This window comes from Eubacterium sp. An3 (assembly GCF_002159465.1).
GTDB lineage: Bacteria > Bacillota > Clostridia > Lachnospirales > Lachnospiraceae > Anaerobutyricum > Anaerobutyricum stercoris.
The window spans coordinates 146,417-160,374 of sequence record NZ_NFIR01000001.1 but is presented as its reverse complement, the minus strand read 5'-3'; the positions used below and the strand labels follow the sequence as shown (position 1 = coordinate 160,374).

Below are 13,958 nucleotides of genomic sequence, written 5' to 3'. Positions count from 1 at the left end.
ATATGATTAATTTTAATATTCCGCCCTGCGCCGATAAGGCTTCCGAGTACATGGCACAGGCAATCAAAAATCACAAGATCAGCGGAGACGGCGCATTTACCGCTCTCTGCAGCCGCTGGATAGAAGAACATACCGGTACGGCAAAGGCACTCCTCACCACCTCCTGCACCCATGCCACGGAGATGGCTGCGCTTCTGGCTGATATACAGCCGGGCGACGAGGTGATCATGCCTTCCTATACTTTTGTTTCCACTGCCGATGCTTTTGTTCTCCGCGGCGCAACCGCCGTTTTTGTGGATATCCGCCCGGACACCATGAACATCGACGAAACTAAAATAGAAGACGCCATCACCGAAAAGACAAAGGCCATCGTTCCGGTTCACTATGCCGGCGTTGCCTGCGAGATGGATACCATCATGGACATTGCCAATCGCCATCATCTCCTCGTTATCGAGGACGCCGCTCAGGGCATCATGTCCGATTACAAGGGACAGGCTCTCGGCAGTATTGGCGATTACGGCTGTTTCAGTTTTCACGAAACAAAGAATTACAGTATGGGAGAAGGCGGCAGTCTTCTCATTAAAGATCCTGGCAATGTGGAGATGGCCGAAATCATCCGTGAGAAAGGCACCAACCGGAGTAAATTTTTCCGTGGACAGATTGATAAATATACTTGGGTGGAAGCTGGTTCTTCTTACCTGCCGAGCGATCTGAACGCCGCCTATCTGTGGGCGCAGCTGGAGATTGCAGACGATATCTACGCAGACCGTATGGCCACCTGGAATCTGTACAACGAGACCCTGGCTCCGCTGAAGGAGGCCGGCTGCATTGAACTTCCGTTTATACCGGAAGGCTGTACGCACAACGCCCACATGTTCTACATCAAGGCAAAAGATCTGGAGGAGCGTTCTTCCCTTATCCGTTTTCTGAAGGAAAATGATATATCAACGGTCTTCCATTACATTCCTCTTCATGATGCGCCTGCCGGAAAGAAATATGGGCGGTTCCACGGAGAAGACAGATACACGACCAGAGAGAGCGAGCGCCTGCTGCGTCTTCCTCTTTACTATGGTCTTGAGAGAGAGAAAGTATTGACAGTCTGCCGCAAGATTGAAGAATTCTACACAAAATAGCGTATTCTTTTGGGTATGATTGCCCCGCAGGAGCGTTTTCGCCACAGACCGGCGCAAACGCTCTTTGCTCAAATCAGAAACGGCAGCAGGAGAGAAAATATGCTACATTCCATTATTATACCTTGTTATAAATCCTCACGAACGATTCGTAAAGTCGTGGAGATGACCGCGGAGGAACTGAATAATCTCAATATCTCCGAATACGAATTTGTTCTTGTGGATGATTATTCCCCGGACGGAGGAGCTACTCTTGACGAGCTCAGAGCCCTGGCCCGGGATTATTCTTTCGTGAAGGTCATCTCCCTGGCCAAAAATGCCGGCCAGCACAACGCCGTTATGGCAGGTCTGAATTACGCTTCCGGCGATCTTCTGATCGCCATGGACGACGACATGCAGACTCACCCGTCCCAGCTGAAATATCTGCTGGCGGAGATTGATAAAGGCTACGATATCGTTTACGGCTATTATCCGGAGAAAAAACATTCCATCTTCCGGAACTTCGGAAGCTTCGTGAATTACATCACCGTCCGGATCCTCATCGGCAAACCGAAGGATATGAGGACTTCCAGCTACTGGGTCATCCGGCGCTTTGTGAGGGACTATGTCGTTCAGTACAAGAGCCCGTACACCCATCTGCAGGGACTGTTCCTGCGGACCACCCGGAACATCAGCTGTATTCCGATCAAACATTTTGACCGGGAGGTCGGCGAGTCGGGCTATACATTTAAAAAGCTGATCCAGCTTTGGTCCAACATCATGGGCTACTCGGTCATCCCTCTGCGGATGGCTACCTACTGCGGATATTTTTTCTCGATGCTCAGCATCCTCGGAGCTGTCATCGTCGTCATCCGCAAGCTTTTGAACCCGTCCATGGCCATCGGCTGGCCTTCCATGATGTGCGCCATCTGCTTTTTCTCAGGAATCATCATGCTGTTCATGGGATTGATCGGGGAATATCTGGGACGGATGTTCCTGGGCATGAACCGGCAGCCGCAGTTTGTTGTCAAAAAAGTATATGAACATTCAGACACTGAAAATAATACAAACAATCAACCTTTACAGGAGGAAAAATCGTGACTAAAATAATGATATTGGGGGCCGGCATCTACCAGGTTCCCCTGATTGAAACTGCAAAGAAAATGGGATTATACACCATTGTGGTCAGCATACCCGGTAATTACCCCGGATTCGCCCTCGCTGACAAGGTGTATTATGAAAACACTGTAGACGAAGACAAAATCCTTGCCATCGCCAAAAAAGAGCGTATCAAGGGTATTGTCACAGCTGGCACTGACGTCTGCATGAAAACTGTCGGCAGGGTTTGTGACGCCATGGGACTGAACGGCCTTTCCTATGAGGCTTCCAAGGTCGCCGTGGACAAAATGCTGATGAAGAGCAGATATGAGGAGTACGGCGTCCGCACCGCCCGCTTCCGCCAGGTATCCTTCGATGATACCGACATCAAAAAGACGGTCCAGGAGCTGGAATTCCCGCTGATCTTCAAATCTGTGGATTCTTCCGGAAGCCGCGGCATCATCCGCGTGGACTCCTTCGAGGAATTTGATTCCGCCATACAGTACGTCCGGGAGAATACCCGCAAGGATTACTTCCTGGTGGAAGAATTTATCGAGGGAGAGGAGTTCGGCGCTCAGGCATTCGCCTACGACGGCAACGTGTCCTTTATTCTTCCTCACGGAGATTACGTTTATCAGGGAGACACTGGCGTTCCGATCGGACATTATGCGCCGTATAATCTCAGCGAGGAAGTCATCGAGGACGCCAAGATGCAGCTCAGAAGGGCTGTGAAGGCCATGGGACTTGACAACTGCGCCATCAACGCGGACTTTATCCTGAAAAACGGCAAAACCTACGTACTTGAGATCGGCGGCCGCTGCGGCGCCACCTGTCTTGCCGAGCTGGTCTCCATCTATTACGGCTTTGATTATTATGAAAAAATTCTGCGGACCGCCCTGGACGAGGACCCGGACTTCTCTTTCAAAAAGCCACGTACTCCAAACGCCAGTCACCTGCTCATGAGTCCGAAGGACGGCGTCATCAAGTCCATCGAGAACCTCAACGGACCGAACGACAACATCTGCGATGTGCAGTTTGATTATGAGCCGGGGGACAAGGTTCACAAGTTCCACGTGGGACCGGACCGTATCGGACATATCATCACCAAGGGCGAAACCCTTGAGGCAGCCCAGGAGCTGCTCTTCAAAGCCATGGATAATATTAAGATTGAAGTGGAATAAATAGTTAAATCGAAATAAATGTGGTATGATCACAACAGCAAAAAGCCTTCTGTCGAACTCAACCGACAGAAGGCTTTTTATGATATATAACAATTATATATTCTTGTTTTTTATTTTTTCTTCCTGATCATCTTCAGCACGGCCTTCATCTGTGGATAGAAAACTTTAAGAGCTGCCAAAGCAACCGCCGCGATCACTGCGTAGCGGACGAACCACGGCACATTATAAAGTCCCATGGTGGCCAGATTGACGGCCAGATAGATGAGTGCAATCTTAACGGTCTTGCCGAGCGGCACGATGACCATCCCGGTGATCTTATGTTCCAGGATTCCCTGCATCAGAAGAAGTACAAAATAACTGATCGCCATCATATAGGCAGCAGCCATATATCCAAAAAGGGTGATGCCGACATAGCTGATGATCAGATTAAATATCATGGAACCGATGGTCCCCATGGCCACATACTGGGTTCTTTTATAATAATTCTGCACAGCAGAGTAACTGTAGCTGTAGAAGCGGAACAGGGTTCCGGTCACAAGAGGAGCTACCAGCCATATGGCAGCCCGATACCGTTCGCCTCCAAGAATAAAGATCTCTTCCGGAGCCAGCACCACAAGAAGCCAGGACAGAAGGCCGAACATGTGCATGACGATGGTCCACGGTTTCTCCACTTCATCCGCCTCTTCTCTGGCAATCTTCTCATAGAGCCACGGAATCCAGGCATTCCAGACAGAATCTTCCAGAATCCACACCACGTAAGAGATGGTCATGCCGATGGAAAAAATGCCGGCGGCGGTGGCCCCCACAATCTTTCCGATGAGTATTCGGTCCGACTGGTTCATGATCTGTACCGACAGAGCCTCCGGAATCAGCGGCAAACTGAATTTCAAGCCGTATTTCCAGTATTTTAAATTAACAAACTTCTTTCCCTGCCACCACAGGATAAGGGCGATGAGCGCTCCGCCGATGATCTGCGGCAAATAATATCCGATGATCCGCCGGTGTACCAGCTGATCCAGAAGTCCCTGCACCCGTCCATGATAAATAAGCACGATAGAAAGGATCGTTCCGGGTATGATGGTCAGTACCGTCGCCGCCGTGCTGAACTTATACCGCATGACCTGCTTGTCTCTTCTCTGAATATAAAGCATGCTGGTGTAAGTGAACACATACAGAAACATCATGTAAAACATCAGATCGTCCATGTCACAGAAAGCCATCACCTGTTCTTTAAAAATCATGCAGATTCCGAAGAAAATGGCAATGGAGATGTAGGACAGGGTATGCACGCTGGACACGTAGCCGTTGTAATCATCCGGAAAATCATGTTTTGCCACATCCACACTTCTCCAGAGACACAGGGACATGATCGTATAGGCGATAAGAAGCCAGGATTCGTAGGTGGTCACAATACCGTACTGCGCTTCCGAGAGCAGTCTGGAGTAAATCGGCGTCACGATAAAGTTAAATCCCCTGGCCAGCAGCTGTGCCAGAATAAAAAAGAAGCCTGACGTGAAGGCCATTTTATTTAAGGACGCACTCTTATTCTGCTTTCTTTTATTTCCCTGCTCAATCATGGAGGCAGGAATCTCCTGCCCCCCTGATTTTCTTCCGTTTTGTTCAGACATTCTTGTTTCCCTCCAATATGTCAGGCATCCTTTACCTTGCACACAATCATGCGCAGTTTGCCGTTCTCATCGGGCGGAATGGAATCCATCCACTCGTATTCAATCTCAAACGGATGCTTGAACTTCGCGTTAAGCTTCGCCGTGAGCTGCTCCTCCACTTCCTTTTCACTGAGGGAGGATACCTCTTTGTTCTGTACGCACTGGATATGGATCTTAGAATAAGATTCCTGGATGAACCGGATCTGGAAAATGTCTTCGCAGTGGGCGATGATCGGGGCAATCTCAAAAAACGTGGTGACTTCTCCGGTCTCGTAGCGGAAGAAATCGTTCATCCGTCCCTGCACGCTGGTGATGAAGCGGACACCATTCCGCATCTCGCAGGTACCTCTGTCGCCGATGGCGTAATTGATCAGCGGCAGGTCTGTCTTATACAGAGGCGTCACCACAATGTTTCCTTCCTTTGCCGGGCGGTTCTTCTCATCGTAGACGTTTACCACAAAGGAATCGTTGTGAACCACATACTCGGTACTGTCAAACAGACGCACCATGGCGGCTCCCGTTTCCGCTGTACCGTAAGAATCAATGATTCCAGGACCCAGAATCTCCGCAAAGAGCTTTCTCGCAGTATCATCTATCTTCTCGCCGGTCGGGCAGTAGAACTTCGGCTTCGCCAGCTCCACATGATTCTTCTTACAATAAAGGCAGATACGCATGAACTCGCTCTTGTTCATATAAAGGAAATCCGGACGGTAGGCGTTGATCTGCTTCACGATCTCCGGCTCCGGATCATACTGCGCCACAAATCCTCTCCGCAGGATTCCGAAATGCTGCAGGAAGGTATCACTGCCGCCGGTGACGCTGTGAGCGCTCTTCCGGCTCATGGTCTTGCCCACAAACGGATTATATCCGGCAGTCATCATAACCCGGAACCAGTTGGCCATATTGTACGCCTTCTCCTTCGGGGAGACCAGCAGCATCAGCGGCACACCGGAGGAACCGCTGGTGGTATCATGAAACCAGTTTTCATACTTTGGATTCTTTGCCTCTTCGTTCATCCACGCCCGAAGCTCATCCTTCGTAAGAAGCGGAAGCTTTGACAAATCGTCGCCCGTCCGGATATCCTCCGGCTTCACCCCCGCCTTGTCAAACCGCTCCTTATAAAACGGAATCTTATACGCCTTTTTCACAAGCTTTCTCACCCGCCTGTCCTGGGTTCTCATAACCCCGGTAAAATCCTTCGGAATCTTCGTTTTCATCTTAAATAAATCAAAGAAAAGCAAGACATTTACCAGCTTTCTCTCCATCTTCTCAAACATAATAACCTCTCTCTTCCTGCGTACTTTTCGTTTATTCCACAAACCGGATCGTTTCCGGCCTTCTTCACTGCTTCCGGGCGTTTCCCGGACATCTTCACCCATTGTAAACAACCTGACTGTATTTGTCAATGAAACACATGGAAAGAATCCCCATTCCCGCCGCAGAGACTTTTACCTTGCAGAAAAAGTAACAAGATTACCCCGGGCCAAAAAACAGGCGCCCTGCGTGGCCAGAGCGCCTGTCTTTATAAGATAGGTTTGATAACATCGATTATTTCACAACAATCTTAATTGTTCTGTAACCTTTAGCGAAGTTATCTGTACCTTTAATCTTAACACGGATCTTGTAAGTACCTTTCTTGATACCTTTCATCAGAGTAACAACGCCTTTTTTACTTACTTTAACCCATTTTTTAGCTTTTTTGCCTTTAACTTTAAAGCTCTTAACTTTTCCTTCAGATTTCACTTTCAGTTTAATCTTCATGGATTTTTTCTTTAATTTTTTCGCTTTGAAGCCTTTAGCAAGTTTCTTTTCTGTCTTTTTGTTCAGTTTGTAAACTGGTTTTTCAGCTTTTGCGATTGTGTAAGCGATTGTAGCTTCACCATCGTATAAACCGATACCTTTAATCTTTAAGGTGTAGCTTCCCAGTGCTGTAGGTTCGCTTCCAACCAGAACGAAGTCTGTTCCTTCAACTAACTCTTTTCCGTTAACGGTAATTTTCAGAGTCTCATCTTTTCCTGTATACTGAGAAGAAATAGTATATTTCTGTCCAGCGATGGAAGTTTTAACAGGTGAAGATGTTGCAGCGAATGCTGTGGATGGAACCATCAGAGCTACAGTCATAGCTACAGCCATAGCTTTTTTCATGTTAAACATATTTTTGTTCCTCCTTGTTATACCAAATAAACAGTCCGCTTAGCCACGTTGCCAACTGATTATTTGTCAAAATGTATTTATAATTAGCATCTTCCGCCACGGGAACGCAATTTATCCATTCCCGGCAGAACATGTAATTACCAAAAACTCTGTCCGGGCCGGCAGCTGTCAGCTGTCTCCTTTTTCTGAGGTATGCCCGCCATAATAATCACTGTAGTAGTTACCATATTTTCCATAATATTTTTGATAAGCTCTGCTCTTTGTCTCCACACGATTCAAAACCATGCCCAGAAGACGGCAGCGCACCCGCTCAAGCTGCTGAACGGACTGTTTTACCAGCCGGCGCGAAGTCATGCCGCTGCGCACCACCAGGATAGCTCCGTCGCAGAGAGAAGCGATCAGAGCTCCATCCGCCACACTGTCCAGAGGCGGCGAATCAATGATCACATACCGGTAATCTTCCGCCAGCCGGTCCAGAAGTTCACCCATTCTGGGATCTTCCAGCAGCGCGGACGGATTCTCCAGAAGATTGGAGACCGGCACAATGTATCCGTTACTGATATTTGTCTCATAAACCACATTCTGATACTCGGAAAGACCGGACAAATAATAATCAAGGCCCTGAATCTCTCCCTCACTCCTGAATTCCAGACGATCCTTTAAGACCGATTTGCGCAAATCCAAATCCACCAATACGGTAGGGAAACCAGCTTCCGCAAGCATTTTCCACAGATGTACAGACACTGTACTTTTACCCTCGTTTGGAACACTGCTGATAACCAGTATTTTTTTTGTATTTTTTCCACAAAACTTAATATTGACACGCAGACGGTTCATAGCCTCTTCTACGGCATAGGGCAAAGCCCGAATATTCATATCAATCTGTTTCATGCCCGTTTATCCTTCCTGAATTTCTTTTTATTTCTCATATTATCTTCTTTTTCTTCCCGCTTTTCCATATCCTCGAAAATATCACTGTCCGGAATCGAAGTCAGCGGCACCACTCCAAAGTACTTCTCCATATCCTCAGCGGTGCGGACGGTGTCATCCATCAGGTAACGCACAGTCAGATATGCACAGTAAAGGAGGGCTCCCAGAAGAGCGCCGATCATCGTATATCTTGCATAGCTCGGAGCTGCCTTCTCATCAGGAAGCTGCGCCTGCTGCGCAATATTCGGCGGATTGGTGCTCATGGTTTCCGGCAGATATTCTACGGAAACTTCCGCCAGCTTGTTGGCGATATTCATGGCTTCCACAGGATCGGTACTGGTAGCCGTCACATTCAAAATACGTGTATCCTGAGGATTCTCCAGCGTGATCATCTCTGCCAGTTCCTCAGTTTCCATATCCAGATTCAGTTCATCGATAACCTGATCGAGCACCGGATAACTGAGCATCAACTGTTCATAATCAGAAGTCAGCGATGTTCCGATATTCAAATCTGTCAAATCTACCACCGAATCATTGGAAGCAGACACAACATACATCTTTGCCACCGCCTGATAAGTAGGCCGGATGCAGAAAAAGGAAAATGCGTTCAGCAGCACAGCCCCCACCAGCAGGCAGAGGATAATATAATGTATCTTATCCAGCAGCACATAGGCCAGATCCAGTAAATCTATCTCCATCTCATCATCTGTATCGGCCACAGGCAGCGCCGTCAGAGTATGTGAGTCTTTTACCACCTCAAGCTCCGTTCCTGTATCCGTTGTTTTCCTGTTTGCAAGTCCCATCTTTTTTCTCCTGTCCTCTTTTTGCTTTATTATTATTCTCTATTCCTCTTCCGCTCTGTCGTAAAACAGCTGTATCACGACATCTGCAAGACTGTTTTCATCCACGGTAAATTCATTAAAGCCGGTCTCCCCTTCGCCGTTGGTTCCCTTGATCTCAGGAGCTGTCTGCTCCTCGGCATTGATGAGATCTGCCGCCAGATTGATAAAATCATTACGGGAAAGGCTCGTTACCATGTACGGCTCCAGAGCGTCATAGATGTCCAGAGCAAATGCACTGTCCTCCTGGCACTTCTGAATGAGCATGGACTTCAGCGCAGACAGGTACTGTGACTGCCTTCTCATCCGACCCTCATTGGAACCGTCCCCCACGTTCATTCTGCCGCGGACGTAATGCATGGCCTGCTCATCGGTGAGAGTCACGGTCTCACCCATTCTGAGCGTCGGATCCTCTTTTGAAAAGTCATCTTCAATAGTGACGGTCACTCCGCCCACCAGATGATTAAGTACCTCTATGGAATCCATATTCAGAGAGGCATAGCCGTCTATAGGCTGATCATACAGCAGTCCTGATACCGCGTCCGCCGTATTTTCACAGCTCATCTCCATGCCGTCGCCCGTAGCATGCGCCAGGGAAATCTGCATATATGTGGTTGCCAGATAGGTGCCGTCGTCGTCCAGAGAGTTCACATCTGTCATGGTATCCCGGTTTATCGGCAGTCTGGTGTACGTATTATTTGTCTCATCTATCACCAGAAGCTGCAGCGTATCGCACTGGCCGGTACCGTCATATTCTTCCGAAGCCTCTGCTTCTCCCTGAGCATCCAGCCCCATGAAAAGATAGGTTTTGATATTCTTTTTCGGAGTACATCGTACGCCGTTTATCTCCACGATCTCTTCCTGCGGCTGCGGCTCCACTGCCGCCTGCTGCGTCTCATCTGTCTTCACTTCCTGATTATCAATGGTTCTGGATGCGATTCCCGCGGCTGCCGCGATCACGACGACCGCAATGAAAAGCGGAAGCAGTTTCCGCAGCACTTTGCCCTTATCCATCGTTGTCCTTCCGTTTTTATCCTCATTCATGGCTTCTGCTTTCCTCCTGCATCACTGCATGATACTCTGAAGGAACGCCGCTCCGCCCTCCGGGTACATCCTCTCACAAATCATCAATGCAACAAGCATCACAAACAAAACAGCACATATAATATATGTAATCTTCTCAGACATCTGTATTTCCTCCTATTCGAAGCAGTCTGCTTCCTCTGTCATCCATCGCATTTATAAATGCTTTTCCAAGCTTTTTCTCCAATACCGCCCTGCCCTTTCCCAGATTAGGCTCCCGGCTCTCCACTCTGTGGCAGTCGCTGCCCAGAAAATGCGCCTGCCCTCTCTCAAACATCTTGAGCAGCGGCCGGCGTCTCCGCCAGCCAAGAAGACTCTCCGCATTGATCTGTACGTAAAGAGGCATCTCCAGCAGTTCTTCTATCCACTTTTTATTCTCCGGCATCCCCATGTACCGCTCCAGATGAGCAAGAATCACCTGAAAATTCCTTTTGCTGACCAGTTCTTCCACTTCCCGTATGTCCGACCGTCTCCAGGCGGTAAACGGCATCTCCAGCAGAAGCACCCGGCTTCCCTCAATGGTCAGATCCTCCAGTCTGTCCGCCCGGCTCATGCCGGAGAAGAAAGCGACTTCCGCGCCAAGCCTGAGTTCCGGTCCGAAATCTTTCTTTACTTCCATCAATCTCTCAAAAGATCTTCGTCTTCTTGCCAGAAAATCTTCTATCCTGTGCCTTGAGGCATAAAAATGAGATGTTGCCAGCATGACATCCACACCTTGTTCCGACGCCATCCTCAACATCGTCATCGTCATCTCTGTACTTTTGCTTCCGTCGTCAATACCCGGAAGAATATGGGAATGAAAATCAATCACTGACACAATTGCATCCTACCTTTCTCCATTCCATCCTGTATCTGTATCCTGTCATCAATTTTATTACAGTCATATTACAGTTTCGAAAAATCGCTAATCTATTTTACAATTTTTTAATGCAAAATACAAGTTATATGACATAAAAAGCAGGAATTCTGTCATTTATTTCACTTTTTTGTGTATTTCCCGCCTTTACAGGAGCACCATACTCCACAACGGAGTCGTGATCAGCGAGGCTGCTGTCGAAAAAACGACAAGCTTTACAGCAAATTCTGAATCTCCGTTGTACTGTGCAGCCAGAATAGTCGTGGTCGCCCCCGCCGGCATAGCCGCCAGAAGTACGCTTACGCCCATCACCAGACTGTCCATATGCAGAAGACGGCACGGCACCCAGACAATAAACGGAATAATGACCAGACGGAGCACTGTATAAAACAAAATATCTTTATCCAGAAGAGTCCTCGGATCCGCATCGGCCAGGATCATTCCTATGACCATCATGGATATGGCCGTATTACAATTTCCCACAGCCGAAATCACATCATTGGCAAAGACCGGAGGCCGTAATCCGGTGAGCATCAGGAACAGTCCGATCATGCAGGCAAGAATGCAGGGATGCGTCAGCACTTTTTTCAGCAGCGCTTTTTTGCCTGGCGCCTCCGTAAAAACTGTGATGCCTTCCGACCACATCATCACCCGCTGAGGAATCAGATACACAGACGCAAGCGTCAGCCCCATGGAACCGAACACTCCCTCTGCCAGCGGATTCCCCATGAAACCCGCATTGGAGCATATTGTTCCATAGCGCAGGCATTTTCTTCGTCCTTCCGTGGTATTTTTAAACAGCAGATGTCCCAGAATCACACAACCGGCCTGTATCAGCAGAGAAACCACAAAAATATTCGCAAAATCTGCGGCAATGTCTGTGGAAAAGTCCACCATAAAGGATTCTATGATATTACAGGGCAAAATCAGGTTGACGACCAGGTCCGTCAGATTCTTCTGCCCTACAGCTCCCACCATCCCGATCTTCTTCACGGCCAGTCCGATGGCGATCAGGGAAAAAATCATCAGCTGCAAATCTATTAGTTCTTCCATAATATATCTCTTCCTGTTCCACTCCTTTCGCCACTATCCATGTATGAAAAGGTCTGCCGGCACTACGGACAGATCGAATATGCTCTTCCGGCGGCGGCGCCTTTATATTTGTTCTGAACCAAATTCCCCACTATCATAACACATTCTGTATTGTTTGTAACCCGTTTCTTATGTTATAATTTTTACCAGAACGGTTAAAAAAGGAAAGGAGACAGCCTGTTGAATCTTAAAAAAATTAACAAAAAAACCATCGCGGACCTTGCCTTTTTCCTTGAACGAATCATGTCCGCCATCGTTTTTATCGCTATTATTGTCGCTATCATCTCCTTATGGGAGCCATTTCTGCACTTCTGGGAACACAGAGCGCAGCACGGAGCATTCCTTGAGTTTCTCGATATTGTTTTCAGCATTGTTATCGGCATAGAGTTTTTCAAACTCCTGTGCAAACCAGGCAAAGAAACGCTGCTTGAAGTACTGATGTTTGTTGTCGCACGGCACATGATCATCGAAGAGACAAGCACCATGGAGAATCTGACCTCCATCATAACCATCGGCCTGCTGTTTGTGATCGATCGCTTTTTGTTGAGCAATCCGGATTCTCCCGGCCACTCCACCGGGGACGGCGGAACTTCTGTTTTCCACAGCAGCACCCCGGATGAAAAAAATAATACATAAATATGCAAAAGTATTGGATTACCTTCATTAATCCTTATAACTTTTATTGTTTTAAAATAAAAAATATTAATAAATATAGATTTTTTGAGGCACACTTCATTGTATAAAATTCGTTTTAAAGATAAAATTTTTGTATATTATGTCGAGTACAGGAGGTTTTCCTTTGAATAATTACAAACATTTTTACGAATTTCTCAGGCTTCAGATACATTCTTATCGTTCTCGCCATTCGTTTACACAAGAACGGATGGCTGAGATTCTTCACATATCCGCCAGATCCTATTTTGACCAGGAACATGGCAAATACGGTTTTTCTTCACCCACTTTTGCTTTTTTTCTTTTGAATCTCTCTGAGGAAGAGGTTCTGCGCCTTTTAAAAGATGCCCGAACAGTTCTTGAAGGGAGGAATGAAAATGATATCCGCTGATATACCTTATTCTCCTGCGGCTATCCGTCGGCTTCTCTTAAAGCTTGGCGCCACGCCGCGGTACATTGGCTTCGAGTATGTGCTTCACGCCATTGTTCTTTCTCTTGAAAACAGCCAGTATCTGCTGTCTGTGACCAAAGAGCTTTATCCTGATGTTGCCAAAAAATATCATACTACTATCTATTCTGTGGAGCGGGATATCCGCACAGTCATCACGATTATATGGAAGAGAAACCCGGTTTTGCTGAATCAGATCGCTGGCTATCCGCTGGATAAGAAACCGGCGGTCGGTGAATTTATCGCCATTATGCGAGAGTATCTTCTATACCATATGGAGGCGATACACCCCCCGTATCCGGAAGAGTCATCTCTGTACAGCAGAAATAGCATCTGACACCGCCTTCGTGAAAATGTCCCTCCTTTTCCACTCGTCAGAATCTTATAAAAATGACATCCATGAGCTCACCGGCAGCACTTCCGGATGAGATGATATCTCATGGATGTCATTTTTACAAATGTTATTTCTTTTTCGTTATAATTCCAAAATACAAAAACATGGGATACAGATACGAGGCTCCGAACACACCCAGTTTTTTCGGCCCGCTGACCTCGCTGAGCTCCAGAGCTCTTTTCAGCGCCACATCCACAGTTGCGCGTGTTATGGTCTTTTCTTTTCTGCTGATCTTTATCTCATGTCCTTTTACCGTGTATCGGAACTCGCAATTTCTGACAGTGAAAAACGGATAATTCTGAAACGCTATAACCATCTCCCAGACTGCTTCGCTGGCTGCGGCAAAATCATCCGCCGCCTCCCGGAGCCTTCGCTGCTGTCTTTTAAGAATCTCTTCCATAACAATAAACTCTCCATTCCGTACAGCTGCTCCGG

Annotated in this window: 15 protein-coding genes; 5 read left to right on the top strand and 10 right to left on the bottom strand. The window is 47.5% G+C overall.

Annotated features, from left to right (window positions below; translation table 11 throughout):
* The first annotated feature begins 2 nt into the window (after positions 1 to 2).
* The 3 genes from rffA (at position 3) to B5F87_RS00720 (ending at position 3,388) form a co-directional block, all read left to right on the top strand.
* Positions 3 to 1,133: a dTDP-4-amino-4,6-dideoxygalactose transaminase gene (gene rffA, locus B5F87_RS00730; protein WP_087275354.1), complete on the top strand. Its 1,131-nt coding sequence runs from the start codon at positions 3 to 5 to the stop codon at positions 1,131 to 1,133.
* 99 nt (positions 1,134 to 1,232) lie between these two features.
* Complete coding sequence (locus tag B5F87_RS00725; RefSeq protein ID WP_087275352.1) at positions 1,233 to 2,210, top strand: glycosyltransferase family 2 protein; 978 nt, start codon at positions 1,233 to 1,235, stop codon at positions 2,208 to 2,210.
* On the top strand, positions 2,207 to 3,388 hold the full coding sequence (locus tag B5F87_RS00720; protein ID WP_087275349.1) for an ATP-grasp domain-containing protein: 1,182 nt from the start codon (positions 2,207 to 2,209) through the stop codon (positions 3,386 to 3,388). Before B5F87_RS00725 ends, B5F87_RS00720 begins: the two co-directional genes overlap by 4 nt.
* A 110-nt stretch (positions 3,389 to 3,498) precedes the next feature.
* Here the strand turns inward: B5F87_RS00720 and B5F87_RS00715 are convergent, their stop codons facing one another.
* The 9 genes from B5F87_RS00715 to B5F87_RS00680 all read right to left on the bottom strand — a co-directional run bounded on the left by B5F87_RS00715 (position 3,499) and on the right by B5F87_RS00680 (position 11,970).
* Positions 3,499 to 5,016, bottom strand: coding sequence for an oligosaccharide flippase family protein (locus B5F87_RS00715; protein ID WP_242964201.1), 1,518 nt, complete (start codon positions 5,014 to 5,016; stop codon positions 3,499 to 3,501).
* 20 nt (positions 5,017 to 5,036) lie between these two features.
* On the bottom strand, positions 5,037 to 6,434 hold the full coding sequence (locus tag B5F87_RS00710; protein WP_087275347.1) for a phenylacetate--CoA ligase family protein: 1,398 nt from the start codon (positions 6,432 to 6,434) through the stop codon (positions 5,037 to 5,039).
* A 169-nt stretch (positions 6,435 to 6,603) separates the two neighbouring features.
* Complete coding sequence (locus B5F87_RS00705; RefSeq protein WP_087275346.1) at positions 6,604 to 7,209, bottom strand: hypothetical protein; 606 nt, start codon at positions 7,207 to 7,209, stop codon at positions 6,604 to 6,606.
* Between the two features lie 168 nt (positions 7,210 to 7,377).
* Complete coding sequence (locus B5F87_RS00700; protein WP_087275344.1) at positions 7,378 to 8,100, bottom strand: CpsD/CapB family tyrosine-protein kinase; 723 nt, start codon at positions 8,098 to 8,100, stop codon at positions 7,378 to 7,380.
* On the bottom strand, positions 8,097 to 8,942 hold the full coding sequence (locus B5F87_RS00695; RefSeq protein ID WP_087275342.1) for a Wzz/FepE/Etk N-terminal domain-containing protein: 846 nt from the start codon (positions 8,940 to 8,942) through the stop codon (positions 8,097 to 8,099). Before B5F87_RS00695 ends, B5F87_RS00700 begins: the two co-directional genes overlap by 4 nt.
* Positions 8,943 to 8,981: 39 nt before the next feature.
* A complete protein-coding gene (locus B5F87_RS00690) occupies positions 8,982 to 10,022 on the bottom strand; it encodes an LCP family protein (protein ID WP_087275340.1) in 1,041 nt (346 codons plus the stop codon).
* A 21-nt stretch (positions 10,023 to 10,043) separates the two neighbouring features.
* A complete protein-coding gene (locus B5F87_RS21565; RefSeq protein ID WP_275532325.1) occupies positions 10,044 to 10,166 on the bottom strand; it encodes a hypothetical protein in 123 nt (40 codons plus the stop codon).
* Positions 10,159 to 10,878, bottom strand: a complete 720-nt coding sequence (locus tag B5F87_RS00685; RefSeq protein WP_087275338.1) for a CpsB/CapC family capsule biosynthesis tyrosine phosphatase — start codon at positions 10,876 to 10,878, stop codon at positions 10,159 to 10,161. Before B5F87_RS00685 ends, B5F87_RS21565 begins: the two co-directional genes overlap by 8 nt.
* Before the next feature lie 186 nt (positions 10,879 to 11,064).
* Positions 11,065 to 11,970, bottom strand: coding sequence for an AEC family transporter (locus tag B5F87_RS00680; protein WP_171900443.1), 906 nt, complete (start codon positions 11,968 to 11,970; stop codon positions 11,065 to 11,067).
* Positions 11,971 to 12,189: 219 nt separating this feature from the next.
* On the opposite strand from B5F87_RS00680, the gene B5F87_RS00675 reads away from it, so the two are divergent.
* Entirely contained in the window at positions 12,190 to 12,645 is a 456-nt protein-coding gene (locus tag B5F87_RS00675; RefSeq protein WP_087275336.1) for a hypothetical protein, read from the top strand.
* A gap of 413 nt (positions 12,646 to 13,058) precedes the next feature.
* Positions 13,059 to 13,466 (top strand): sporulation initiation factor Spo0A C-terminal domain-containing protein, encoded by a 408-nt coding sequence (locus B5F87_RS00665; protein ID WP_087275335.1) that lies wholly within the window; start codon positions 13,059 to 13,061, stop codon positions 13,464 to 13,466.
* Between the two features lie 124 nt (positions 13,467 to 13,590).
* Here B5F87_RS00665 and B5F87_RS00660 read toward each other — a convergent pair whose 3' ends face one another.
* Positions 13,591 to 13,923: a hypothetical protein gene (locus B5F87_RS00660; protein WP_242964200.1), complete on the bottom strand. Its 333-nt coding sequence runs from the start codon at positions 13,921 to 13,923 to the stop codon at positions 13,591 to 13,593.
* Positions 13,924 to 13,958 lie beyond the last annotated feature (35 nt).

What these genes read in the sequence shown, in the direction of transcription:
- B5F87_RS21565 (WP_275532325.1), bottom strand. Translation starts at nt 10,166, where the DNA reads ATGTCTGAGAAGATTACATATATTATATGTGCTGTTTTGTTTGTGATG.
- rffA (WP_087275354.1), top strand. Translation starts at nt 3, where the DNA reads ATGATTAATTTTAATATTCCGCCCTGCGCCGATAAGGCTTCCGAGTAC.
- B5F87_RS00725 (WP_087275352.1), top strand. Translation starts at nt 1,233, where the DNA reads ATGCTACATTCCATTATTATACCTTGTTATAAATCCTCACGAACGATT.
- B5F87_RS00715 (WP_242964201.1), bottom strand. Translation starts at nt 5,016, where the DNA reads ATGTCTGAACAAAACGGAAGAAAATCAGGGGGGCAGGAGATTCCTGCC.
- B5F87_RS00665 (WP_087275335.1), top strand. Translation starts at nt 13,059, where the DNA reads ATGATATCCGCTGATATACCTTATTCTCCTGCGGCTATCCGTCGGCTT.
- B5F87_RS00690 (WP_087275340.1), bottom strand. Translation starts at nt 10,022, where the DNA reads ATGAATGAGGATAAAAACGGAAGGACAACGATGGATAAGGGCAAAGTG.
- B5F87_RS00710 (WP_087275347.1), bottom strand. Translation starts at nt 6,434, where the DNA reads ATGGGTGAAGATGTCCGGGAAACGCCCGGAAGCAGTGAAGAAGGCCGG.
- B5F87_RS00695 (WP_087275342.1), bottom strand. Translation starts at nt 8,942, where the DNA reads ATGGGACTTGCAAACAGGAAAACAACGGATACAGGAACGGAGCTTGAG.
- B5F87_RS00700 (WP_087275344.1), bottom strand. Translation starts at nt 8,100, where the DNA reads ATGAAACAGATTGATATGAATATTCGGGCTTTGCCCTATGCCGTAGAA.
- B5F87_RS00680 (WP_171900443.1), bottom strand. Translation starts at nt 11,970, where the DNA reads ATGGAAGAACTAATAGATTTGCAGCTGATGATTTTTTCCCTGATCGCC.
- B5F87_RS00705 (WP_087275346.1), bottom strand. Translation starts at nt 7,209, where the DNA reads ATGTTTAACATGAAAAAAGCTATGGCTGTAGCTATGACTGTAGCTCTG.
- B5F87_RS00660 (WP_242964200.1), bottom strand. Translation starts at nt 13,923, where the DNA reads ATGGAAGAGATTCTTAAAAGACAGCAGCGAAGGCTCCGGGAGGCGGCG.